General features: G+C 68.0%; 24 protein-coding genes. 10 read left to right on the top strand and 14 right to left on the bottom strand.

Annotated elements, in window-relative coordinates:
- Positions 1 to 11: 11 nt before the first annotated feature.
- Positions 12 to 818, bottom strand: a complete 807-nt coding sequence (locus ACTIEW_RS04020) for a ComF family protein (protein ID WP_439476621.1) — start codon at positions 816 to 818, stop codon at positions 12 to 14.
- On the opposite strand from ACTIEW_RS04020, the gene ACTIEW_RS04015 reads away from it, so the two are divergent.
- On the top strand, positions 817 to 1,701 hold the full coding sequence (locus ACTIEW_RS04015) for a methyltransferase domain-containing protein (RefSeq protein ID WP_439476620.1): 885 nt from the start codon (positions 817 to 819) through the stop codon (positions 1,699 to 1,701). The genes ACTIEW_RS04020 and ACTIEW_RS04015 overlap by 2 nt on opposite strands.
- A 2-nt stretch (positions 1,702 to 1,703) precedes the next feature.
- Here ACTIEW_RS04015 and ACTIEW_RS04010 read toward each other — a convergent pair whose 3' ends face one another.
- The 6 genes from ACTIEW_RS04010 to ACTIEW_RS03985 are packed head-to-tail and all read right to left on the bottom strand — an operon-like array spanning position 1,704 to position 5,177.
- Positions 1,704 to 1,886: a Flp family type IVb pilin gene (locus ACTIEW_RS04010; RefSeq protein ID WP_439476619.1), complete on the bottom strand. Its 183-nt coding sequence runs from the start codon at positions 1,884 to 1,886 to the stop codon at positions 1,704 to 1,706.
- Positions 1,887 to 1,906: 20 nt separating this feature from the next.
- The gene (locus ACTIEW_RS04005; RefSeq protein ID WP_439476618.1) at positions 1,907 to 2,314 is read right to left on the bottom strand and encodes a (deoxy)nucleoside triphosphate pyrophosphohydrolase; all 408 of its coding nucleotides are present in this window, start codon (positions 2,312 to 2,314) and stop codon (positions 1,907 to 1,909) included.
- Positions 2,314 to 2,586, bottom strand: a complete 273-nt coding sequence (locus tag ACTIEW_RS04000; RefSeq protein ID WP_439476617.1) for a type II toxin-antitoxin system RelE/ParE family toxin — start codon at positions 2,584 to 2,586, stop codon at positions 2,314 to 2,316. The genes ACTIEW_RS04005 and ACTIEW_RS04000 overlap by 1 nt, the downstream gene beginning before the upstream one ends.
- On the bottom strand, positions 2,583 to 2,816 hold the full coding sequence (locus tag ACTIEW_RS03995; protein WP_439476616.1) for a hypothetical protein: 234 nt from the start codon (positions 2,814 to 2,816) through the stop codon (positions 2,583 to 2,585). The genes ACTIEW_RS04000 and ACTIEW_RS03995 overlap by 4 nt, the downstream gene beginning before the upstream one ends.
- 19 nt (positions 2,817 to 2,835) lie before the next feature.
- The gene (gene argJ / locus ACTIEW_RS03990) at positions 2,836 to 4,212 is read right to left on the bottom strand and encodes a bifunctional glutamate N-acetyltransferase/amino-acid acetyltransferase ArgJ (RefSeq protein ID WP_439476615.1); all 1,377 of its coding nucleotides are present in this window, start codon (positions 4,210 to 4,212) and stop codon (positions 2,836 to 2,838) included.
- On the bottom strand, positions 4,209 to 5,177 hold the full coding sequence (locus tag ACTIEW_RS03985) for a peptidylprolyl isomerase (RefSeq protein ID WP_439476614.1): 969 nt from the start codon (positions 5,175 to 5,177) through the stop codon (positions 4,209 to 4,211). The genes argJ and ACTIEW_RS03985 overlap by 4 nt, the downstream gene beginning before the upstream one ends.
- Positions 5,178 to 5,419: 242 nt before the next feature.
- Here ACTIEW_RS03985 and secA point away from each other — a divergent pair, with 242 nt between their 5' ends.
- On the top strand, positions 5,420 to 8,314 hold the full coding sequence (gene secA / locus ACTIEW_RS03980; protein WP_439476613.1) for a preprotein translocase subunit SecA: 2,895 nt from the start codon (positions 5,420 to 5,422) through the stop codon (positions 8,312 to 8,314).
- Positions 8,315 to 8,322: 8 nt separating this feature from the next.
- Complete coding sequence (locus ACTIEW_RS03975; protein ID WP_439476612.1) at positions 8,323 to 9,492, top strand: aminotransferase class V-fold PLP-dependent enzyme; 1,170 nt, start codon at positions 8,323 to 8,325, stop codon at positions 9,490 to 9,492.
- 139 nt (positions 9,493 to 9,631) lie between these two features.
- Here the strand turns inward: ACTIEW_RS03975 and ACTIEW_RS03970 are convergent, their stop codons facing one another.
- The 4 genes from ACTIEW_RS03970 to ACTIEW_RS03955 form a co-directional block, all read right to left on the bottom strand.
- On the bottom strand, positions 9,632 to 10,489 hold the full coding sequence (locus ACTIEW_RS03970) for a hypothetical protein (protein WP_439476611.1): 858 nt from the start codon (positions 10,487 to 10,489) through the stop codon (positions 9,632 to 9,634).
- Between the two features lie 87 nt (positions 10,490 to 10,576).
- Entirely contained in the window at positions 10,577 to 12,079 is a 1,503-nt protein-coding gene (locus ACTIEW_RS03965) for a CoA-acylating methylmalonate-semialdehyde dehydrogenase (RefSeq protein WP_439476610.1), read from the bottom strand.
- An 83-nt stretch (positions 12,080 to 12,162) separates the two neighbouring features.
- Complete coding sequence (locus ACTIEW_RS03960) at positions 12,163 to 13,077, bottom strand: alpha/beta fold hydrolase (protein WP_439476609.1); 915 nt, start codon at positions 13,075 to 13,077, stop codon at positions 12,163 to 12,165.
- Between the two features lie 53 nt (positions 13,078 to 13,130).
- Entirely contained in the window at positions 13,131 to 13,613 is a 483-nt protein-coding gene (locus ACTIEW_RS03955) for a Fur family transcriptional regulator (RefSeq protein ID WP_439476608.1), read from the bottom strand.
- Between the two features lie 104 nt (positions 13,614 to 13,717).
- On the opposite strand from ACTIEW_RS03955, the gene ACTIEW_RS03950 reads away from it, so the two are divergent.
- Together ACTIEW_RS03950 and ACTIEW_RS03945 are read left to right on the top strand one after the other, a co-directional pair.
- A complete protein-coding gene (locus ACTIEW_RS03950) occupies positions 13,718 to 15,751 on the top strand; it encodes a TonB-dependent receptor domain-containing protein (RefSeq protein WP_439476607.1) in 2,034 nt (677 codons plus the stop codon).
- Positions 15,752 to 15,838: 87 nt separating this feature from the next.
- On the top strand, positions 15,839 to 16,636 hold the full coding sequence (locus ACTIEW_RS03945) for a SapC family protein (protein WP_439476606.1): 798 nt from the start codon (positions 15,839 to 15,841) through the stop codon (positions 16,634 to 16,636).
- An 89-nt stretch (positions 16,637 to 16,725) separates the two neighbouring features.
- On the opposite strand, the gene ACTIEW_RS03940 is transcribed toward ACTIEW_RS03945, so the two are convergent.
- The gene (locus ACTIEW_RS03940; protein ID WP_439476605.1) at positions 16,726 to 17,133 is read right to left on the bottom strand and encodes an acyl dehydratase; all 408 of its coding nucleotides are present in this window, start codon (positions 17,131 to 17,133) and stop codon (positions 16,726 to 16,728) included.
- A 13-nt stretch (positions 17,134 to 17,146) separates the two neighbouring features.
- Entirely contained in the window at positions 17,147 to 18,169 is a 1,023-nt protein-coding gene (locus tag ACTIEW_RS03935; RefSeq protein ID WP_439476604.1) for an NADP-dependent oxidoreductase, read from the bottom strand.
- A gap of 326 nt (positions 18,170 to 18,495) precedes the next feature.
- On the opposite strand from ACTIEW_RS03935, the gene ACTIEW_RS03930 reads away from it, so the two are divergent.
- Positions 18,496 to 18,771 (top strand): hypothetical protein, encoded by a 276-nt coding sequence (locus ACTIEW_RS03930; protein ID WP_439476603.1) that lies wholly within the window; start codon positions 18,496 to 18,498, stop codon positions 18,769 to 18,771.
- 60 nt (positions 18,772 to 18,831) lie between these two features.
- Here ACTIEW_RS03930 and phyR read toward each other — a convergent pair whose 3' ends face one another.
- A complete protein-coding gene (phyR, locus tag ACTIEW_RS03925; protein WP_439476602.1) occupies positions 18,832 to 19,629 on the bottom strand; it encodes an anti-anti sigma factor/receiver protein PhyR in 798 nt (265 codons plus the stop codon).
- A gap of 188 nt (positions 19,630 to 19,817) precedes the next feature.
- On the opposite strand from phyR, the gene nepR reads away from it, so the two are divergent.
- From nepR to ACTIEW_RS03905, 4 genes are read left to right on the top strand one after another with little or no spacing between them, the layout of a single operon-like run.
- A complete protein-coding gene (gene nepR, locus ACTIEW_RS03920) occupies positions 19,818 to 20,015 on the top strand; it encodes an anti-sigma T factor NepR (protein WP_439476601.1) in 198 nt (65 codons plus the stop codon).
- Entirely contained in the window at positions 20,012 to 20,623 is a 612-nt protein-coding gene (locus tag ACTIEW_RS03915; RefSeq protein ID WP_439476600.1) for a sigma-70 family RNA polymerase sigma factor, read from the top strand. Before nepR ends, ACTIEW_RS03915 begins: the two co-directional genes overlap by 4 nt.
- A gap of 4 nt (positions 20,624 to 20,627) precedes the next feature.
- The gene (phyK, locus tag ACTIEW_RS03910; RefSeq protein ID WP_439476599.1) at positions 20,628 to 22,412 is read left to right on the top strand and encodes a sensor histidine kinase PhyK; all 1,785 of its coding nucleotides are present in this window, start codon (positions 20,628 to 20,630) and stop codon (positions 22,410 to 22,412) included.
- A 41-nt stretch (positions 22,413 to 22,453) separates the two neighbouring features.
- Positions 22,454 to 22,591 (top strand): entericidin A/B family lipoprotein, encoded by a 138-nt coding sequence (locus ACTIEW_RS03905; protein ID WP_305305035.1) that lies wholly within the window; start codon positions 22,454 to 22,456, stop codon positions 22,589 to 22,591.
- The last annotated feature ends 74 nt before the right edge of the window (positions 22,592 to 22,665 follow it).

Raw genomic sequence — 22,665 nt, 5'->3', positions numbered from 1 at the left:
TACTGATCCGCCTATACAGGCAATTCCCGCGCCGTGCGCACCCGGGCCACGACGGCCAGGTCCACGGCGCGGGCGCCGGCCTCGATCAGCGCGCGGGCGCAGGCCTCGGCGGTGGCGCCCGTGGTCAACACGTCGTCGACCAGAAGGATGCGGCGGCCCCTGATCTGGCGGCGCCCCGCCTCGCTGACGGCGAAGGCCTTCCTGACGTTGAGGCGGCGGCCGCGCGCGGACTTGCCGCCCTGGGTGGTCGTGTGGGTCGTACGAACCAGGGCGTCGGGCAGATAATCGAGGCCGGCGTCGCGGGCCAGCGGCCGGGCGATCTCGGCAGCCTGGTTGAAACGCCGCGACAGCAGGCGGAACCGATGCAAGGGCACGGGAACGACGGCGTCGGCTTCGTCCAGCAGAGGGGCGGCCGAGCGGGCGACCCAGCGGGCGAACAGGGGCGCGAAAGGCTGGTGGTCGCCGTGCTTGAACTTCAGGATCAGGCCGCGCGAGGCCTCGTCGTAGACGCAGGCCGCCCGGGCCCGGGCGAAGGCGTAAGGCTGGGCCAGGCAGGCGGCGCAGCGAGGCGAGGCAAAGGCCCCGCCGTCCATCTCGAAACCGGCGCCGCAGCCGTCGCAGACCGGATCCTCGAGGAAGGTCACCCGGCTCCAGGCCCCGGCGGTCAGGCCCGGAGAGGCGGCGGCCTCGGGACTGTCGTGGGCCAGCGACGGCAGCAGCAGGTCGGCGACGCCCCGACCCAGCGCCCGGGCGCCGAGCGCAATCCGGGGAACAGCCGCTTTCAATCGGTCGCGCCAGACCCCATCCTGAAGCCGCATGAGCCCCTCCTCCGATCCTCCCCGCATCTTCGACGTTCAACGCCGTACGGCAAGGCTTGAACGCAGCGAAATGACGCTGGCCCACGCCGCCTTCCTGCATGCGCGGGCGGCGGAGAATGCGGTCGGCAGTCTGGAGGCGTTGATGCGGACCTGGCCCGAGGCGGCCGATCTGTCGGCGCATCCCGGGGCCTTCGCCGCAGCCCTGGTCGCCAGCCCGGCGGTAGAACGTGTCGGGCCGGTGAAGGTCGTGGGCGACCGGACCGCGCGGGCGGGACCGGGCGCGGCGCCGCCTGACCTGGCGAGCGGGTCGCAGGACCTGATCGTCTCTCTGATGAGCCTGCACTGGGCCAATGACCTGCCGGGCGCCCTGAGCCAGATCCGGTGGGCGCTGAAGCCGGACGGGCTGTTCCTCGGCACCCTGCTGGGGGCCGGGACGCTGAAGGAGCTGCGGGCGGTCCTGACCGAGGCCGAGCTGGAGGCGCGCGGCGGGGCCCAGGCGCGGGTTTCGCCGTTCGCCGACGGTTTCGACGGCGCAGCCCTTTTGCAGCGGGCCGGTTTCGCCCTGCCGGTGGCTGACGTCGACCGGGTGACGGTGCGCTATCCTGACCTGTTCGCCCTGATCCACGACCTGCGCGCCATGGGCGAGACCAATGTGCTGGCGGGGGCCGTGCGGCCGTTGACGCGCGGCATCCTCGGTCGGACGGCGCAACTCTATGCGGAACGGTACGCTGACGCCGACGGCCGCATCCCCGCGACCTTCGAGATCGTCCATCTGGCCGGCTGGGCCCCGCACGAAAGCCAGCAGAAGCCTTTACCGCGCGGCTCGGCGAAGATGCGGCTGGCCGATGCGCTGGGTGTCAGGGAGCAGACGGGCGAGGGCTGAGCCTAGCCGCCCATCGCGCTGCGGAGCATGTCCATGGCGCCGTTGAAGATGCCGCTGCCCGTCGCCCCGAAGGCGTTCAGTGCGCCGAGGATGACGAGGAACATCAGCGACAGGATCAGGCCGTATTCGATGGCCGTGGCGCCGCTTTGGTCGCGCCGGAGGCTGGAGAGGAAGCGTTTCAGCATCGGGCCCCTCCTTGCGGCGGCTAGAGCAGGTCGCGCAACCAGGCGACCAGGGGTTCATCGGCCGGAGGCATGGGAAAGTCCGAAAGCTGGTTCGGCCGGACCCATTTCAGCGCCGCGTGCTCGCGGTTCTGCACCACCCCCGACCAGCGTCGGCAGAGGTACAATGGCATCAACAGGTGAAACGAATCGTAAGCGTGGCTGGCGAAAACGAACGGGGCCAGGCAGGCCTCGGTCACGTCTATCCCGAGTTCCTCGTGCAATTCGCGGATCAGGGCGGCTTCCGGACGCTCGCCGGGCTCAACCTTGCCGCCCGGAAACTCCCACAGTCCGGCCAGTTTCTTGCCTTCGGGCCGCTGGGCGATCAGCACCCGGCCGTCGGCGTCGATCAGGGCCACGGCGACGACGAGGACGGTGGGGAGGTCGGTCATCAGTGGCGCTGACCCAGGTAGCGGATGGCGGAAATCCAGACCATCCGATCATCAAAGGCGTAGTAGACAGAGACGCGACGATCAAAGCTGATCCGGTGAAGCACGTCGTCAAGCGGCCGTCCCATCCGGGGGAAGTCGGCCAGAGGCTCGCAGCGCCGTCGAATGTCCTCAGTGAAGTCGAACGCCGCACGCGGTGCATCCGCGGCGATGAAATCATAGATCGCCGCCAGATTGACCTCCGCCGACGGCAGATAGACGAGACGTCGGCTCAATCCTGATCCCGCTTCAATCGGGCCTCATGTCTGGCAAGAAGACTGGCCCGGAGCTGCTCGGAAGTCAGTGGGGCGCGCGGATCGGCCATCGCAATATCGTGTTGCCGGCGCGCCCAGGCGACGGCTTCCGCGGAGGGGTTTTCGCTTTCGAGGTCGTCCCACAACGCCTGCCCGATGAAGGGGTCGGCTTCGGCAGCGTAAAGATCAGCGGTTTTCGGTTTGGCGCTCATACCCCGCAATCTACCACAATCAGCTCCGGTAATCGCCGTTGATCTCCACGTACCGCTTGGTCAGGTCGCAGGTCCAGACGGTGGCCGAGGCGCGGCCGGAGCCGACGTCGACGGTGATGTCGATCTCGGCGTTCTTCATATAGGCGCTCATCTTCGCCTCGTCGTAGTTCGGGGCCGGCGCGCCGTCGACGGCGGCGACGTGGGGGCCGAAGCGGATGGCGAGGCTGTCGCGGTCGACAGGCTCCTCGGTCTTGCCGACAGCCATGACGACCCGGCCCCAGTTGGCGTCCTCGCCGGCCAGGGCGGTCTTGACCAGGGGGCTGTCGGCGATCGACTTGGCCAGTTTGCGGGCCGAGGCCGGCGAGGCGGCCCCGTCCACGGTAACCTTGACGAATTTGGTCGCTCCCTCGCCATCCCGGACCAGCTGATGGGCGAGGTCGAGCATGACCTTGTCCAGCGCCGCCGAGAACGACTTCAGCCGGCGGTCGCCGACACGGGCGATGCGCGGCGCGCCGGAGGTCCCCGTGGCGAACAGCAGGCAGGTGTCATTGGTCGAGGTGTCACCGTCCACGGTCACGCTGTTGAAGGTGGTGCGGACGTGCAGGCCCAGCAGGGCGCGCAGCACCGGCGGGGCGATGGCGGCGTCGGTGACGATGAAGGCCAGCATGGTGGCCATGTCGGGGGCGATCATGCCCGACCCCTTGGCGATGCCCGCGATGCGGACCTTGCGGCCCTCGATCTCGCATTCGGCGTACGATCCCTTGGGGAAGGTGTCGGTGGTCATGATGGCCTGACCGGCGCGGGCCCAGCCATCTGCATCCAGTCCGGCCTCGATTTCGGACATCCGGGCCACGATCTTGCGGTCGTCCAGCACCACGCCGATCACGCCGGTGGAGGCCAGCATGACGTCGCGCTGGCGGCAGCCGAAGCGTTTGGCCACCTCGGAGGCCGTGCGACGGGCGGCGTCCGCTCCCGCCTTGCCCGTGAAAGCGTTGGCGCAGCCGGCGTTGACCACCAGCGCCCGCACGTCCTGGCCGCCGTCGGACGCATCCAGATGGCGTTTGCACCAGTCGACCGGCGCCGAACCGATCTTGTGCCGGGTGAAGACCCCGGCGCAGGTCGTGCCGCGCGCGAAGCTGAACACCACCAGATCGTCGCGCTCGTGCTTGTAGAAGCCGGCTCCTGCGGTGGCGATCTCGACCCCGCCGATCGGCGGGATGGTCGGGAAGGGCACAGCCAGCGGCGAAATTTCGAGCCCCGGCTTGCCCGGCGCGACCTTCGGCGGCGGGGTGGCGGCCCGCTTCAGGGCGGCGGTCAGCGGGTCGAAGGCTTTTTCAATGGCCTGTTCGATCTTCTGGCCGGTCGAGGCGCGACCGGCCCCGGGCGGGCGGCTCATGACCCTTTCTTGGGCGCGGGGGCCGCGGCGATGGCGGGCGGGGGCGTGGTGGGGGCGGCGGGGGTTCCGGCCGAGGAGGCGGGCGGGCGCGGCGCCGAGGCCGGCTCCTGTGAGCGGGGCGTATCGCCGGGCAGAAGCAATTCGACCTCGGCCTTGCCGCGCAACTCCTCGAGGAGCTGCCGCACGCCTTCATAGGTCAGATAGCGCACGATCTGCGGCCGGGCCTGTTCCAGCGTCGGCGGGGTCTCGCGGCGGCGGTCCTCGACCCGCAGCACGGCCCAGCCGCCCTCGGTCTGGAACGGACCGACGGTCGAGCCCGCGGGCCGGTCGCGCAGGGCGTTCTTGTAGGCTTCGGGCATGACGTCGATGGTCCGGTAGCCGAGATCGCCGCCCGAATAGCGGGTCGCGTCGTCGATCGAACTTTCGGCGGCCACCGCCTCAAAGGCCGCCCCTTGCGCCAGAATGCCGATCACGGCGTCGGCTTCAGGCCGGGTCCGGGACAGGATCAGGCGGACACGGATTTCCTCGGAGGTCTGCGCCAGACGGACCTGCTCCTGGTAGATGGTCTCCACCGCACGGTCGGAGATGGAGCCATTGACCACGGTCTCGACCAGCATGTCGCCGAGAATACGCTCGCGGGTCGCCTCGAGCCGGCGCTGGGCGAGGGCGGAGTTGTCGAGGCCGCGGCGTTCGGCCTCGCGGGCCAGCAGCTTCTGGTCGATGACTTCGTCCAGCACCCGGCGGAACAGGTCGGAGGTTACGTCCAGCGGTTCGCCTTCGCCGACCAGACCCTGAGCCACAGCCTCGCGCTTGACGTCGGAGGCCCAGATAGTCTGGCCCTGAACCTCGGCCACGGACCGGTCGCCGGGCTGGGGCGCGCGGTCGGAACCCCCGCCCGGACCGCAGGCCGCAAGGGCCAGAAACGCCGCAAGAAGGACGGGGACGAAGGGGCTGAAAGGCCGCATTTGGGCGCGCTCCGTCACGGGGCGGCAAAGCCCCTCGCGTTGACAGGGATAAGGCCGGTGCTTAAGTCCCGCCTGCGCCCAAGTCGAGGGGTTTTCGAACGATCGCGCGGCCCTCGCGCGCGCCTGTGACAGGCGCACCGGGTCGCCGTCGCCCGGACCCTTCCCCCCCGCGCAGTCGTCGCCGCTCCTTCGGGACCTTTCAGTACCAGAGCCCCTGTCGCTCGCCCGCCTTCGGATAATCCATGCTCGGCATCGCCAAGAAGATTTTCGGCTCCTCCAACGACCGCAAGGTCAAGGACTTCATGAGCCGGGTTCAGAAGATCAATGCGCTGGAGGACAAATTCGCCGCCCTGTCGGATGACGAGCTGCGCATGATGACCGACGCCTTCCGCGACCGGATCGAGGGCGGCGAGACCCTGGACAAAGTGCTGAACGAGGCCTTCGCCGTGGCGCGCGAAGCGTCCAAGCGGGTGCTGGGCCAGCGCCAGTATGACGTCCAACTGGCCGGCGGCATGATCCTGCACGACGGCGGCATCGCCGAGATGCGTACGGGCGAGGGCAAGACCCTGGTCGCTGTGGCGCCGGTGTACCTCAACGCCCTGCTGGGCAAGGGCGTGCACGTCATCACGGTCAACGACTATCTGGCCCGCCGCGACGCCGAATGGATGGGCCGGGTCTATCGCTTCCTGGGCATGGAAGTGGGCGTCATCGTCAACGGCCTGTCCTCGGGACAGCGTCAGGCGGCCTATGCCGCCGATATCACCTACGGCACCAACAACGAGTTCGGCTTCGACTATCTGCGCGACAACCTGGTCTATGACCGGCGCGAGATGGTGCAGCGCCCGCACCATTTCGCCATCGTCGACGAGGTCGACTCCATTCTGGTGGACGAGGCGCGCACGCCGCTGATCATCTCGGGCCCCACGGAGGACCGGTCGGACCTGTATCTGATCGTGGACGGGATCATCAAGGAACTGATCCTAGACACGACGATGTTCGATCTGGACGAGAAGCAGCGTCAGGCGCTGCTCACCGAGGAGGGCTCCGAGAGGATCGAGGAGATCATGGAGCAGCGCGAGCTGTTCGCGCCCGACACCACCGGCCTGTACGACGCGGCCAACATCACCCTGGTGCACCACATCAACCAGGCCCTGCGCGCCAACACCCTGTATCAAAAGGACAAGGACTACATCATCAAGGCCGGCGAGGTCATGCTGATCGATGAGTTTACGGGCCGGATGATGACGGGACGCCGTCTGTCCGAAGGCCTGCACCAGGCCATCGAGGCCAAGGAAGGCGTCAAGATCCAGCCCGAGAACCAGACCCTGGCCTCGGTCACCATCCAGAACTATTTCCGCCTGTACGAGAAGCTGTCCGGCATGACCGGCACGGCCGCCACCGAGGCCCAGGAATTCCTCGACATCTACAAGATGGACGTCCTCGAGGTGCCGACCAACCGGCCGGTCAAGCGCATCGACCACGACGACGAGATCTTCCGCACTTCGGTCGAGAAGAACCAGGCCATCGCCGGCCTGATCGCCGAATGCCACGTCAAGGGCCAACCCATCCTGGTCGGCACGGTGTCGATCGAGAAGTCGGAAACCCTGTCCGAACTGCTCAAGACCTATGAGTACGAGGTCACGCTGAAGACGCTGAAGCCGCAGCACGCCCATCTGCTGGAACAGGTGACCAGCGAGGACGAGAAGGCCCGGCGCGAGGCCAAGAAGGCCTATCAGGCGCTGAAGGATGAGGATTTCGACATCGAGGTCCGAACCGGCAAGGGCATTCCGCACAGCGTGCTGAACGCCCGCCAGCACGAACAGGAAGCCTATATCGTCGCCGACGCCGGCCTGCCCGGCGTGGTGACCATCGCCACCAACATGGCCGGCCGCGGCACCGACATCCAGCTGGGCGGCAACCTGGAAATGCGTCTCCAGAAATGGCGTCAGGACCTGCGCAATCTGGCGCAGGAGATCACGCCCGAGATGGAGGCCGAGGAAGAGGCCCGTCTGAAGGCCGACATCGCGGTCCAGAAGCAGAAGTCGCTGGCGGCCGGCGGCCTGTTCGTTCTGGGCACCGAACGCCACGAGAGCCGCCGCATCGACAACCAGTTGCGCGGCCGCACGGGCCGTCAGGGCGACCCGGGCACTTCGAAATTCTTCCTGTCCTGCGAGGACGACCTGCTGCGCATCTTCGCCGGCGACCGTCTGGACGCCATCATGCGCAGCTTCGGCGTGGCCGAGGGCGAGGCGATCAGCCACCCGTGGCTGAACCGCGCCGTCGAGACCGCCCAGAAGCGGGTCGAAACCCGCAACTACGACATCCGCAAGAACCTGCTGAAATACGACGACGTCGTGAACGACCAGCGCAAGGCCGTGTTCGAGCAGCGCCAGGAGTTCATGGACGCCACGGACCTGTCCGAACTGGTCGGCGAATTCCGCAACGACGTTATCTCCGACCTGATCGAAAAACATATGCCGCCCAAGGCCTACGCCGAGCAGTGGGACATCGACGGCCTGGACGAGAAAGTGAAGTCGACCCTCGGCCTGGAGCTGCCGCTGCACGACTGGGCCGCCGAGGAAGGCGTGTCCAACGAGGAGATCGAGGAGCGGGTCATCACCGCCGCCGACGCCCGCGCCGATGAGCGTCTGGAGCAGATCGGCGCCGAACAGACGCGCGGCCTCGAGAAGCAGTTCCTGCTGCAGATGATCGACATGCAATGGCGCGAGCATCTGGTTCATCTGGACCACCTGCGCGGCGTCATCGGCCTGCGCGGCTATGGCCAGCGCGATCCGCTGAACGAGTACAAGACCGAGGCTTTCAACCTGTTCGAGACGCTGCTGTACGAGCTGCGCCACAACGTCACCCGCTGGCTGATGACGGTCGAGTTCCGCTTCGAGGCTCCTCCGGCGATGGACATGCCGGAGTTCCAGGAAATCCACCTGAACCCGGGCACGGGCGAGAACGAGATGACCAATCCGTCGGCCCAAAACCCGGAAGGCATGGTCCAGGGCGATGACCGCGCCCGCCTGCCGGTCGATACCCTGCCCGTCGGCTGGGAGCGTACGCCGCGCAACTCGAACTGCCCCTGCGGCTCGGGCCGCAAGTTCAAACACTGCCACGGTAGTTTGATCTAGGTCGCGGGATGGGCGGGGCTCACAAGGACCTGTTCTCCCGCGCCCTGTCGCTGGACCCGGAGCGGCTGCATTTCGCGGCGCACAGCCATCACCTGTGGCCCGACGCCAGTTTCGATGGTCAGGTGCGGGCCTGGGTTGAGGCCAACCAGTTCGCCGACCGGAAATGGGACCTGATCTTCGGCGAGGTCGTGCCGGAGGCGCAGGCGCATATCGCCCGCGAGCTGAACCTGCCGTCGCCCGACACGGTGGTGTTCGCGCCCAATACCCATGACCTGCTGCTGCGGATCGTCTCGGGCCTCGAGCGCAAGCCGGTCCGCATCCTGTCGACCGACGGGGAATTCCACTCGTTCCGGCGTCAGGGCCAACGCTGGGAAGAGGCGGGCGAGGCGGTGATCACCCGCGTGCCGCTGCATCCGTTCGAGACCTTTGACGAGCGGTTCGTTGGAGCCGCGAGAGGCGGAGGCTTTGATCTGATCCTGGTCAGCGAGGTCTTCTTCCGCACCGGTCAGAGCTTCAGCCGGATCGCCGATCTCGCGGAACTGGCCGATCCGGCCGGGCCGTGGGTGGTCATCGACGGCTATCACGGCTTCATGGCCATGCCGACCGACCTGTCGGCCGTGGCGGACCGCATCTTCTATCTGGCCGGCGGCTACAAATACGCCATGGCGGGCGAAGGGGTCTGCTTCCTGCATGCGCCGGACGGCTACTGCCCGCGGCCGGTCGTCACGGGCTGGTTCGCAGAATTCGGCGAACTGTCGGGGCCGCCGGGCGGGGTGGGGTACCGCAGCGACGGCGGCCGCTTCTGGGGCGCGACGTTCGACGTCTCTGCCCTGTACCGGTTCAACGCCGTGCGGCGGATGCTCGATGAAGCGGGGCTGACTACGGCGGACGTCAGCGCCCGCGCCCATGTCATGATGGCGCGGTTCCAGACGGCGGTCGCGGGCGGCGAGGCCGGACGGCTGGCGTCGGCCGATCTGATCAATCCCCTGACCGGCGAGGCCCGGCGGGCGCGCTTCCTGGCCTTCCGGCACGAAGACGCAGGGACGTGGCGGGCGCGGCTGCTGGACGCGGGCGTCGTGACCGATGTGCGGGACGACGTGATCCGCTTCGGCTTTGGCCTGTATCAGGACGCCGACGACGTCGAACGGCTGATCGCCGCCTGCAAGCGCGCGCTCTGATTTCTCCGCTCACCCCGGCGAATGCCGGGCCCAGATCACTTGCTCATCGATTGGACCAGCGGGCGCAGTCTGACCACGGACGCGGGTCGTTCCATCTGGGTCCCGGCATTCGCCGGGATGAGCGGATGGAGGAAAACCCTCAGAAGAAGGTCGAGTCTTCCGCCTGTTTGGGCTCCGGCGCCTTGCGTGGGGCGGGCGGCGTCGCGGGCGCTGGCGCCGCGCCCGGCGCGGCGCCGGGCGCCGGCGCGATCGGGGGCAGGGTCGGATAGGGCAGGCTTTCGGGACCGCCGTCGCCGGGAAAGGCCTGCGGACCCTCGGGAGCGCCCGGCGCGACGACCGGCGGGTCGAGGCGGTCGGGAGCGTCCAGATCGTCACGGATGAAGACCCACGAGCGACTGTCGGAACAGGCGCAGGCCTTCATGAAGCCCTCGCGGTCGCGCCAGATGACCAGCGGATAGCGCGATTGCAGACCGGCCTCCTTGAGATCGGTCGTCAGGCGGGCGACGAACGAGCGCCCGGCCTCGACCACGGCCCCACGCGCCAGATTGCCGTCGGCGGCCGGGATGCCCGCGGCGGTCCAGTTGCGCACCGGGGTGGCGGTCCAGCGCTGGTACAGGGTCCAGTCGCGGGTCAGCCACAGTTCAGCGATGGTGGCGCGCTCGGCGGCGGTGGACTGGGCCAGACCCTCACGGTCCGGACGGGCGAACAGGATGATGCGGGCCTCGACGCCCGCGGCGCGCAGCTTGGGAATTTCCTCGCGCTCGTACCGGGCCATGGCCGCGGAGTCGCGATATCCGATGATGTAGAGCGGCTCGCCGCCGCCGCCCGCCGAGACCCATGACGCCTCGTCCAGCAGGCGCTGGATTTCGGCCTGGTTGCGGGTCACCGTCACGGGCTGGAACCGCGCATAGTAGGTCCAGTACGCCCAGTAGGCGACGCCGGCGAGGATCAGGCCGATGACGGCCGCGAGGGCCGACCAGATGAAAAAGCGACGCATGCGGGGGGACGCTCCAGCTTCACGGTTCGCAGAGGGTAACGCCTAGCACCGAATTGGGTTGTCGCGCACGCCTGTGAGGCGAACCCGTCACCCCATCGTCGGGATGACGAAGCTGGAGTCCGCATGTTCGAGCTGGCTGTCGGGCCAGCGGGCGGTGACGGTCTTGACCTTGGTCCAGAATTTCACACCCTCCATGCCGTGCTGGTTGGTGTCGCCGAAGGCCGAGCGCTTCCAGCCGCCGAAGGTGTGATAGGCGACCGGCACCGGGATCGGGACGTTGATCCCGACCATGCCGACGTTGACGCGCGCGGCGAAGTCGCGGGCCGCGCGGCCGTTCTGGGTGAAGATGGCGACGCCGTTGCCGTACTGGTGCCTCGACGGCAGGTGCAGCGCTTCCTCGAAGCTGGCGGCGCGGACGATCTGCAGCACGGGGCCGAAAATCTCTTCCTTGTAGGATTCCATCTCGGGCGTGACGTGGTCGAACAGCGACGGGCCGATGAAATAGCCTTTCTCGTGCCCTTGCAGGCTGAAGCCGCGACCATCGACGACCAGTTCGGCCCCCTCCTGCACGCCCTTCTCGATCCAGCCCTCGACGCGGGCCTTGTGCTGGGCGGTGACGACCGGGCCGTAGTGGGCGCCGGCGTCGGTCGAGACGCCGACCCGCATGGTCGGGATTTCAGCGACCATCCGCTCGCGCAGTTCGTCGGCGGTCTTCTTGCCCACCGGCACGACCACCGGCAGGGCCATGCAGCGTTCGCCGGCCGAGCCGTAGGCGGCGCCGGAAAGGTCCTTGATCACCTGATCCATGTCGGCGTCGGGCAGGACGATGCCGTGGTTCTTGGCGCCGCCCATGGCCTGGACGCGTTTTCCGTGGGTCGCGCCGGTCTGGTAGACATAGTTGGCGATGTCGGACGAGCCGACGAAGCTGACGGCGTGGATCAGGGGATGGGTCAGGATGGCGTCGACCGCGACCTTGTCGCCGTGCACGACGTTGAGCACGCCGGCGGGAGCGCCCGCCTCCATCATCAGTTCGGCCAGACGCACCGGCACCGACGGGTCGCGCTCCGAGGGCTTGAGGATGAAGGTGTTGCCGACGGCGATGGCGACGCCGAACATCCACATCGGGATCATGGCCGGAAAGTTGAACGGGGTGATGCCCGCGACCACGCCCAGCGGCTGGCGCATCGAATAGACGTCGATGCCGGGACCCGCGCCCCAGGTGTATTCGCCCTTCAGGGCGTGCGGGATGCCGCAGGCGAACTCGATCACTTCCAGACCGCGCTGGATGTCGCCTTTCGAGTCGGCGATGACCTTGCCATGCTCGGCCGACAGCATGCCGGCCAGCTCGTCCATATGGGCCTCGACGAGGCGTTTGAACTCGAACATCACCCGCGCGCGGCGCTGGGGGTTGGTCGAGGACCAGCCGTCGAAGGCGTTCTGGGCGGCCTGGACCGCGCGGTCCATCTCGGCGACCGAGGCCAGCTGCACCCGCGCCTGAACCTCGCCGGTGTTGGGATTGAAGACGTCCGAGAACCGGCCCGAGGCGCCCGTGAAGCTGGCGCCGTCGATGAAGTGGTTGATGTCGCGCATGATCGGAAACGGTCCTGGAAAACGAAACAGTCTGTACGGATGGGCAGCGGTTTAGCCGCTGGCCCGCCCCTGCGCCAGCATCTCTAGACGGCGGCGTCGAACAGGGCGTCGCGGGCGATGTCGGCCTGGAGCATGGGGAAGAAATGCGTGCCGTTCGGCACGGTCCCGACCGTGACGTGCGGCAGACCGCGCGGTCCTCGGGCCAAGCCCGAGGATGACGATCCCGACAGATGGCAGGGCGAGGCTCCTTCGGCCTTGAGCACCGTCACCGGACAGTCGAGGCGTTTCAGGGCGCGCCAGGGGTCGTGGCTCTGGGCGGCGTAGTTCGAGGCCTCCCAGGCCGGCTCGCAGGCCAGGGTAAAGCCCTCCGGCGTCTCGATCAGGCCATCGGCGATATAGTCGGCCAGCATCATCTCGGGCCAGCCGCGAAAGGCGCCGCGGCCCAGATAGGCGGCCATGGCCTGTTCCCGGCTTTCGAAGACCGCGCGGCGGCGCAGGGCGTTCCTGACCAAGGGGATGCGCGAGGCGATCCGATCGAGCAGCGGCAGCTGGAAGGCCGCGACGGCCCAGCGGCTCCAGATCACCGGGTCAAGCAGGACCAGACCGCCCACGCGGCCGGGGCGTTCAGCCGCTGCGAGAAGGGCCGAGGTGCCGCCCATGGAATGGCCGGCCAGCACGACGGGCGGTCCGTCGAGCGCGTCCAGCAGGGCGACAAGGTCGTCGCGGTGGTCGTGCCAGTCCCGACGTCCGCCGCCCTCGGCCGGCAGGGTCGTGCCCCCATGGCCGCGGAGGTCCGGCGCCCAGATGCGCAGGCTGCCTGACAGGGGCGCCAGCAGGGTGCGGTAGGTCAGGGCGTTGAAGCCGTTGGCGTGGACGAAGACGATATCGACGGGCCGGTTCGGATCGCCGAAATCCAGCACGCTCATCCGGCCCGCGCCCCAGCGGTTCGACACCGGCAGGCTCAGGCGACGGGGCGGGGAGAGCCGGATCGCATCCATGGGACGGAGATAGGGGACAGCGGGTCCGCGCGCCAGTTCACCCTGCGTAAGGCTCAGGCCGTGCGACAGGCCTGGCAGCGGCCGTGGGCCTCGATGGTGGTGCGGGCGATGACATAGCCGGCGGCCTCGGCGGCGCGGCCCAGATCGCCGGCCACGGGCGCGGAGACCTCGGCCGTCGCGCCGCAGCAGTCGCAGATCAGGAAGGCGGCGGCATGGTCGATCGAACCGGAGGTACAGGCGACATAGGCGCTGATCGAGGCGATCCGGTGGGCCAGACCCTTCCGCTCGAGGAACTCCAGGGCCCGATAGACGGTCGGCGGCTTGGCCGGTTGGCCGTCCTCGCCGAAACGGGCGATCAGATCATAGGCCTTCACCGGCTCGCCCGCGGCCAGCAGCAGTTCCAGCACGCGCAGGCGTGGCGGCGTCATCCGCTCGCCCTCGGCGGTCAGGCGGCGATCGGCGGCCAGCATCGCCTGCGCGACATCGGCAGCCCCCGGGGGACCGTCGGCATGATGGTGGCCGCAGGTTTCGCTCATGACCCTGAGCTAGGCCCTCGGACGCGGTCCCGCAACATCGGGCGCTTGACGGATTGTGATGTTATCTCATAACACCATCTCTTCGTTCTTGTCCGGATGTCCCCATGAGTCTCTTCGTTGTGTCCCGCGCCGCTCTTCTGACCGCGGCAAGCTGGGCCGCCCTCGCGGGGGCCGCCGCCGCCCAGAGCGCGCCACGGTCGGCCGAACTGGACGAGGTCATCGTCACCGGCACGCCGTTCGGGGTCACCGATCGGGCCAGCCTGCTGGCGGTCGAGGTGCTGGATGAAGAGGATCTGGCGGTCGCGCCCGCCTCGAGCCTCGGCGATCTCGTCAACGGCCTGCCCGGCGTGCGCAGCACCAATTTCGCCCCCGGGGCCAGCCGTCCGGTGATCCGCGGCCTGTCCGGACCGCGGGTGCAGGTGCTGACCAACGGCCTGGGCATGATCGACGCCAGCTCGGTCTCGCCCGACCACCAGGTGGCGGTGGACCCGGCGGAGGCGCGCCGCATCGAGATCGTGCGCGGTCCCTCGACGCTGACCTTTGGCGGCTCGGCCATAGGCGGCGTGGTCAACATCATCGACGACCGGATTCCGACCGAACCGGCGGAGGGCGGGCTGGACGGCCACGTCAGTGCCCAGGCCTCAACCGTCGACGACGGAACCAGCTTCGGCGGCCGGCTGAAGGCCAATGCAGGGCCGCTGGTGTTCACGGCGGACGCCTTCACCCGGTCCGCCTCGGACTATGACGTTCCGGTCTTCCCCGAATCGCAGCGCCTGCTGGACGAGGAGGGAGAAGCGGCCGGCGACGAGCGCACGGTCGGAAACACCTTCGTCGAACTGGACCAGTATGGCGCGGGCGTCAGCTGGATCGGATCGCGGGGCTACTTCGGAGCCTCGGTCAAGCGGATCGAGACCACCTATGGCGTACCCGGACACGCCCATGAGCCGGATCCGCTGGACCCCGACGCCGAAGAGGAAGGCGTCTCCATCGGCCTTGGGCAGACGCGGGTCGATGTACGCGGCGAATGGGCCTTCGATACCGGGCCGATCAGCGCCGCCCGGCTTTCCGGGGGCTGGGCGGACTATTCGCATACCGAATTCGAAGGAGCCGAAGTCGGCACCAGGTTCTTCTCGGAAGGCCAGGAGGGCCGGTTCGAACTGATCCAGCGCGAACGGAACGGCTGGCAGGGCGTGTTCGGTCTGCAGCTGCTGGACCGCACCTTCGACGCGGTCGGCGACGAGGCCTATGTGCCGCGCACCGAAATCGCCGAACAGGGGCTGTACACGGTCCAGCGGTTCGACCGTGGCGGTCTCGGCTTCGAGGGCGGTCTGCGGCTGGATGGCCGTTCGCTGGAGAGCCTCGCGGGCGATCGCGACTTCACCAATGTTTCGGCCTCGGCAGGGGCCTTCTTCCGGCCGTCGGCGGCGCTGTTCCTGGGTCTGAGCGTGGCGCGCAACGAGCGCGCGCCCAGCGAAGTCGAACTGTTCGCCGAGGGCGCGCACGTCGCCACCGGCGCCTTCGAGGTCGGCGATATCGATCTGGACAGTGAGGTCGCGACCTCGATCGAGGCGACGGCGCATTTCGCCTCGGGGCCGTTCGAGTTCGATCTGCATGCCTATCACGCGGACTATGACGGCTTCATCGACCTGAGACCGACCGGGCTGGAAGACGCCGATTCCGGACTGCCGATCTTCGCCTATGTCCAGACCGATGCGACCTTCCGCGGATTCGAGGCCGAAGCCAGCTACCGGCTCTGGGAATCCGGCGAGCGGAGCCTGAGCCTGGCCGGCGCGGCCGATCAGGTGCGCGCCTCGACCGACCTCGGGCCGGTGGCGCGGATTCCGCCGTGGTCGGTTACGGGGGGTCTGGACTGGACGTCGCGCCTGTTCGACGTCGGGCTTGAGGTGCGTCATGTCGGCGAGCAGGACCGCACCGCCGCGTTCGAACGGCCGACCGACAGCTACACCCTCGTCAATCTGAAGGGCGCCGTGCGTCCGTTCGCCGATAGCAATGTCATCCTCTTCGCCGAGGCCGCCAACCTGACCGACGAGGAGGCGCGCGAACACGCCAGCTTCCAGAAGGACATCGCGCCACAGCCCGGACGGAGTCTGCGGGTTGGGGCGACCTACCGGTTCTGAACCCCACGAGGGCGAGCCGGTTTGCCGCCCTGACGTGTCTGCGCTAGACACGCGCCTTCCTTCCTCAGCAGAGCCCGTTTCGCGTCCATGACCGACACCACCGCCACCGCCAATGCCGCCCTGTCCGGCAACGTCCTGTTCTACGGCAAGCCCGAGCCCCTGTCGGTCGAGGCCCACGGCGCTCTGGGCGTCGATCCCGTTGAAAAGCCCTACGGTTTCGTGACCAAGACCAATCTCGTGCCGCTGACGGTGACCGAGTTCGCCCCGGCCGCCCTGTCCTATCCGGTGATCTTCGTCGGCGACGCCAGGATGCCGGTCGCCGTCATGGCCCTGCGCGGCGGTGAAAACCTGTTCGTCAGCGACGCCGGCGAGTTCCGCCCCGAGGCCTATATCCCGGCCTATGTGCGCCGCTATCCGTTCGTCTTCGCCAATGACGAAGTCCAGAAGCGTCTGATCCTGTGCGTCGACCGCGAGGCGCCGTTCATCAAGGACGGCGGCGCGACCCCGCTGTTCATCGACGGCAAGCCGTCGCCCTACGTCGAACAGGCGATGGAGTTCTGCAACAATTTCGAGCTGGAGCGTCAGCGCACCGACGCCTTTGTCAAACTGCTGACCGATCTGGACCTGTTCGACACGCGCGAGGCAGTGTTCACGCCGCGCAATCCGGACGGCACCTCGGCCGCGCCGCAGAAGATCGCGGAATATTTCGCCGTCTCGGAAGACAAGTTGAAGGCCCTGCCGGCCGAGAAGCTGGCCGAACTGCGCGACAACGGCGCCCTGGGCCAGATCTACGCCCATCTGGTGTCGCTTCTGGGCTGGGATCGTCTGATCGCCATGGCCTTCCAGCGCGCTGCCTCTGCGCAACCGGCGGCGGGTAACGCCTAAGATCAGGCAACAGGCAGTAGGCAGTAGGCAGTAGGGCGGTCTCGCAGGTGAGACCCCCCGAGCGCCGTCCTCTACTGCCTCCCGCCGCGTCAGCGGCGGGCGAGCAGCGACCGCGTCAGACAAGAGAAGACCAGACGGCCGGCCTCGTCGAGCAGGTCGTGCTGGGCGATGACGATGCCTTTCTCGTCGCCGACGGGGTCCTTGCCCATAACGGTCATCCGACCGCGCATCAGCTCGCCGGCTGGCGGGTTGCGCATATAGCGCAGACCGTCGACCGCCAGCACCTTGGACTGGGCCCAGCCCGAGGCCTTGTCGGCGAACAGCCTGCTCCACAGGGCATAGACCATGGCGTCCGGCGCGCCATAGGACGCGTCCCAGCCCGGCAGAAACCGCTCGACGAAGACATCCAGCGAGCCGGCGTCGACCATGCAGGCGCCGAGGGGCACGACCTCGCCCACGCCCAGATCTTCAAAGTGGACGTGCAGCGGTTCGGTCATCCGTTCGGTCCTATCAGCCCGCGGGCTCTTCCGACACCCGGACCAGCAGCTTGCCGTCGTGGTCGCCCGTGAACAAGCGGTTCAGCGAATCCAGCGCGCCTTCCAGCCCGTCGTCGACGTGGACCTTCCACTTGACCTCGCCGCTCTGCAGCCACGGCCCCATCTCGGCGACCATTTCGCGGGCCCGGTGGGCGTAGTCGAGCACCAGGAAGCCCTGGATGTTGAGGCGGTGGGTGATGATCCGGCTGAAGTTCGGCGACGGCGGCATCTTCGTCGCGTTGTAGGCCGAGATCAGGCCGCAGACCGCCATGCGGCCGTGCGTCTTCAACCGATTGAAGACGGCGATCATGATGTCGCCGCCCACGTTCTCGAAATTGAGATCGATCCCGTCGGGCGCCAGCCGGTCCAGCGCCTCGCCGACGTCCTCGTTCTTGTAGTCGACGGCGGCGTCGAAGCCGAGTTCCCCGGTCAGCCAGCGGCATTTGTCGGCGCCGCCCGCGATGCCGATGACGCGGCAGCCCCGCGTCCTGGCGACCTGGCCTGCGATCGACCCCACGGCCCCTGCGGCGGCGGAGATCACCAGGGTCTCGCCGGCCTTGGCCTTGAGCACGTCGGTGACGCCGAAATAGGCGGTCATCCCGGTCATGCCGAGCACGCTGAGGTTGGCGGTCAGCGGCATGCCGGGGGCGCGGTGGACCTGTCGCAGCTCCATCTCATTGACGACGGCGTAGTCCGCCCAGCCGCCGGACATGGGGGTGACCACATCGCCGGCCCGGAACCGGCTGGACCGGCTTTCCTCGACCACGCCCAATGTAAGGCCGCGCATCACGCCGCCGATGGGCACGGGCGGCAGATAGCCCTCGGCGTCGTTCATCCAGGTACGGTTGGTGGGGTCCAGCGACAGATAGACGGTGCGAACCAGCACCTGGGATTCGTTCAGGGCGGGAACCGGGGCCTCGACCAGCTCCAGGTTGCCCGGCTGGATCAAGCCCCTGGGCCGCTGGCGCAGCACCCACTGACGATTCACGCGAGCCATGGCCATCTCCGGATCTTTGTCGGGTTTTCTTTGTGAACCCGCATAGTCTGCAAGGCGCGGCCCGCTGTCCAGCCGGAGTAAAGAAAAAGGCGGACCCGAAAGGGTCCGCCTGGAAGTGGCATCATCGAGAATGAGGCGCGGAGGCGACAGGCTGGCTTGCGTCAGCCTCAAGTCGGGGGGCGTCGCCGCCTCCGCAAGAGAATAACGGCGACTCCCGCATCGGGTTCCGGGCTCCCTGAATATTTTTTCGCGCGTCGGGCGACCCCGGAACAGCGGCGCTTCGGCCCGCGTTCAGGAGGTCGGAAACTTGCTCACGGAGCTGCGCCATGACTCATCAATCGCCGCACGACAAGGCCGCCGACGCTGTGCACGAGGGCCGGCCTGTCGAGGCCCGGTATGTTCGCGGAGGCGGCAAGGGTCGGCGCATCCTCTTGCTGCTGCTGGTGTCGCTGTCGGCCGTCGCCGTGCTGCTGCTGGGCATGTGGTTCGTCAGCCAGGGCGGCTTCGCCGCGACCAACGCCAACACGGGCGCCCAGGCCGTCGATGTACAGGCCTTCGACGACACAGGAGCTGCGCCGGCGCCCACGCCTGCGCCGCAGTAGGCCGGAGACGAAAAAGCCCCGGTCCTGCGACCGGGGCTTTTCCTTTGTCCGGGGAGTTGTTTACGCCGCCGCCTTCTGACGCGACGGATGGAAGAACAATGCCTGGCTGATCGCCGCCTTCACCGTTTCCGGCTGGAACGGCTTGGTGATCAGGAAGGTCGGCTCGGGCCGTTCGCCGGTCAGCAGCCGCTCGGGGAAGGCGGTGATGAAGATGACCGGCACGTCGATCCGCTTGAGGATGTCCTTGACCGCGTCGATGCCCGACGAGCCGTCGGCCAGCTGGATGTCGGCCAGGACCAGACCCGGGCGATGACGGGCGACAGCATCGACGGCCTCGTCATGGGTGGTGGCGGTGCCGGTGACGCGGTGTCCCAGCTCCTTGACCAGGCTTTCGATGTCCGCCGAGATGATGGCCTCGTCCTCGATGATCAGCACATCCGTGGCCAGCTCGGCGTCGATATCGGTCTGGGCTTCCGAGATCAGGCGTTCGACGTCATGGGCGTCGGCGTCGAGGATCTGGGCGGCTTCGGAAGGGGTGAAACCTTCGAGCGCGGTCAGCAGAAAGGCCTGGCGCGAGCGGGGAGCGATCCGCATCAGCCGGCGCGAGGCGTCGTCGTCGCGTCCCTCGATGCCGCTCTTGTCCTCAAGTTGCGCCCCGGTGGTGGTCCAGATGGCATGAAAGACGTGATAGAGCGCCACGCGGGGCGTCATTTCAGCAGGCAGCTGGCGTTCACCGGCGGCGAGGGCCTCCAGCGCGACGCGGACGTAGTTGTCGCCCGTGGTTTGGTCTCCGGTCAGCGCGCGCGCATAACGACGGACGTACGGCAGATGCGGCGCAAGGCGGGCCAGCAGACTCATGTATAAAAAATCCCCGACAGAAGCAGTTCCAACATGGACCGCAGCACCCCTCAACGTATCAAATAGGCCACGGTTCCGCTTCGGTGCACAAGCTTGAGCATTAATCGGCCCTTCCACAGGAACCGGGCCTGCGGGGTGGCGTTTCTGCACTCGCAACAACTATCGTCAGGGTGGCGGCCGTTTTTTCAATGACAGACAATTCCAATCCCCCCGGCAAGCCTCCCAAGAGCGGCGCAAGTCTGGAGGAAGCGCGACTGCGCCAACAGGCGATCGGGGTGAAGCTTCGGCATATGTTCGATGAGGTCGTGAACGAGCCGGTTCCCGACGAGTTTCTTGACATTCTGCGCCGGGCCGATGAGCGCTCGTCGGGAGCGAGCGGCGAATGAGCGGCGCCTCCAGTCCGCCGCCCAAGCCGCCCTCGGCCGACGACGAAGGCTTCAAACGGGAACTGGTTGTCCTGATCCCTCATCTGCGGGCCTTCGCCCGCACCCTGACCGGCGATCCGACCGCGGCCGACGATCTCGCCCAGGACGCCATGATGAAGGCGTGGGATGCCCGCGCCAGCTATCAGATGGGCACGAACATGAAGGCCTGGACCTTCATGATCCTGCGCAACCAATTCTATTCCGAAAAGCGCCGTTCGTGGCGCCAGACGCAACTGGACCAGGAGGCTGCCGAGCGCACGCTGGTAGCGGTGGACGATCCGGAATCGCCCGTGGCGCTGGACGAACTGCGCCTGGCTCTGGCCACCCTGCCGGAAGAGCAGCGCGAGGCGCTAATCCTGGTGGGCGCCGGTGGCTTCGCCTACGAAGAGGCCGCTGAAATCTGCCAGTGCGCGGTGGGCACGGTGAAGAGCCGGGTCTCACGGGCCCGCAAGGCCCTGCAGGCCACGCTTGAAAAGGGCGGCTACGCCCGCGACGGCCGCGCCGCCGGCGACGCCATGCGCTCCATACTCGCGGCCGCGGACCGTCTGAGCAGCGTCAGGCAAGGCTGACGCTGTGGTCCGATTCGGCCGTGCGATCGCCAGGGGAGTAGGACGGGGCCTGGGCCCTGCGAAATTCCAGGGCATTCGCTTCCGGCTGGGTCTCTGGCTGGCCATCGCCCTCCTGCCCCTCCTGATACTCGGCGGATTTCAGGCCCAGTCGGCGTTCCGGGCCCAGGACGCCGAACGCCGCTCCGATCTGCAATTGGCCGCCGAACGGAGCGCCGCCAACGCGAAGGCGCGGCTGGACAGCACCGGCATATTGCTTCTGGCCTTGAGGCCCGAAGCCCTTGAGATGTTTTGCCAACCGCGGCTGAGCGATCTGGTCTCCCGTCTCGAAGGGCTGGACGGGCTTGTGCGGTTGACGGCGACCGGCGCTACGGCCTGCGCCTCCGACAGCCTCGTCGCGACGCCCCCGACCTGGCTGACCCAGGGCCGGTCCAGCCCCTGGTTCGAACGTCTTCGCGCGGGCGAGGGCACCGTTCTGGCGCGCGCGCCGGCCGTCGCCGGCCAGCCGTCTGGGCTGATCGTCGCCATCCGGCTGGAACGCCCGATGGGCCGGTTCGACGGCGCCATGGTCGCCTTGCTTCCCCTGTCCAGCCTCCAGCCTGACATGGACGACCCATCCCTGCCCGAGGGCTCGCAGGCAGCCCTGACCGATGCGGACGGGCGGCTGCTGACCGCGACCGACATCGACGCCTTCACCCTGACACGCGGCGAGTCGCTGACCGGCTGGGTCCAGCGCGCGCGCACGGGCGCCTCGGGGATCTTCGAGGCTGACGACGCCGACGGCCGCCATCGGGTCTACGCGGGGGCCGCCCTGGCCGGGCGCGACGTCTACGCCCTGCTCTCGGCCCCCGCGCCGGGGCTGCTATCGTGGGCGCGGCTGAACCCGGTCGGCGCCCTGTTGATGCCGCTTCTGGCCTGGCTTCTGGCGTTCACAGCGGTGATGTGGGTCAGCGAGCGGGTCGTGGTGCGCTGGCTGAACTATCTGGAGCGGGTGGCTTCCATCTATGCGAAGGGCCGGTTCTCGGTGCGTCCGGTCCAGGCCATGAACGCCCCGGTCGAAATCCGGATTCTGGCGCGAACGCTCGACGAATTGGCCGAGTCCATCGTCACCCGCGACTCCGCCCTGAAAGCCTCGCTGGAGGAAAAGGACGCGCTGATGCGCGAGATCCATCACCGGGTGAAGAACAACCTGCAGATCATTTCGTCGCTGCTGTCGATGCAGCAGCGGGCCCTGACGGATCCGGCGTCCAAGGCGGCGGTCGGCGACACCCGCCAGCGCATCTCGGCCCTCGCCCTGATCTACCGCACCCTCTACCAGAGCGACGACCTGCGCTATGCCGACGCCCGCGTCTTCCTGACCGAACTGGTCGGACAACTGGTCGCCAGCGAGACGGGACGCGGCCACCTGGTCACCTCCTCGGTCGAGGCTGACTCGCTGGTGGTCGACCCTGACAAGCTGGCGCCACTCGCGCTGTGGCTGGTGGAGGCCGTGACCAACGCCCAGAAACACGCCTTCGTCGGACGCGGCGGCGACCTGAAGGTCCGGTTCTTCGTGCACGGCGACACCAGCGTGCTGGAGGTCCAGGACGACGGGCCGGGTGTCAGCAAGACCTTCCGCGCGGGCGTGGGGCGCACCCTGATGGGCGCCTTCGCCAAACAACTTCGGGGATCGGTCGAAATGGTCCCGGCCGAGGGCGGCGGCATGATCGCCCGCATGACCTTCGCCACGCCCGAGGCGGTCGTGCCTACGGACCCATCCGACCTGGGAACCCGGGCCGGGCCACGACGTTGATAGGGCAGACGCCACCTGCCCGGCTTCAAGGAGTACACCCCATGCGCAAGCTGTTCGTTCTTTTCGCCGCCGCCGCTGCTTTGACCACCGCCGCTTGCAATACCGTCGCGGGAGCAGGCGAGGATGTCTCGGCCGCCGGGACCGCAGTCGCCCGATGCGCTGACGGCAAGACCTGCTAACTCAATCGTCGGCCAATCGCCGGCGTCGCAGATCCCGACCGCGATTCCCCCCGACCCGCGGTTCGGTTGAAGAA

Source organism: Brevundimonas sp. (assembly GCF_051860745.1).
Taxonomy (GTDB): domain Bacteria; phylum Pseudomonadota; class Alphaproteobacteria; order Caulobacterales; family Caulobacteraceae; genus Brevundimonas.
Note: the sequence above shows the minus strand (reverse complement) of the source record. Positions and strands in the feature narration are given on the sequence as shown.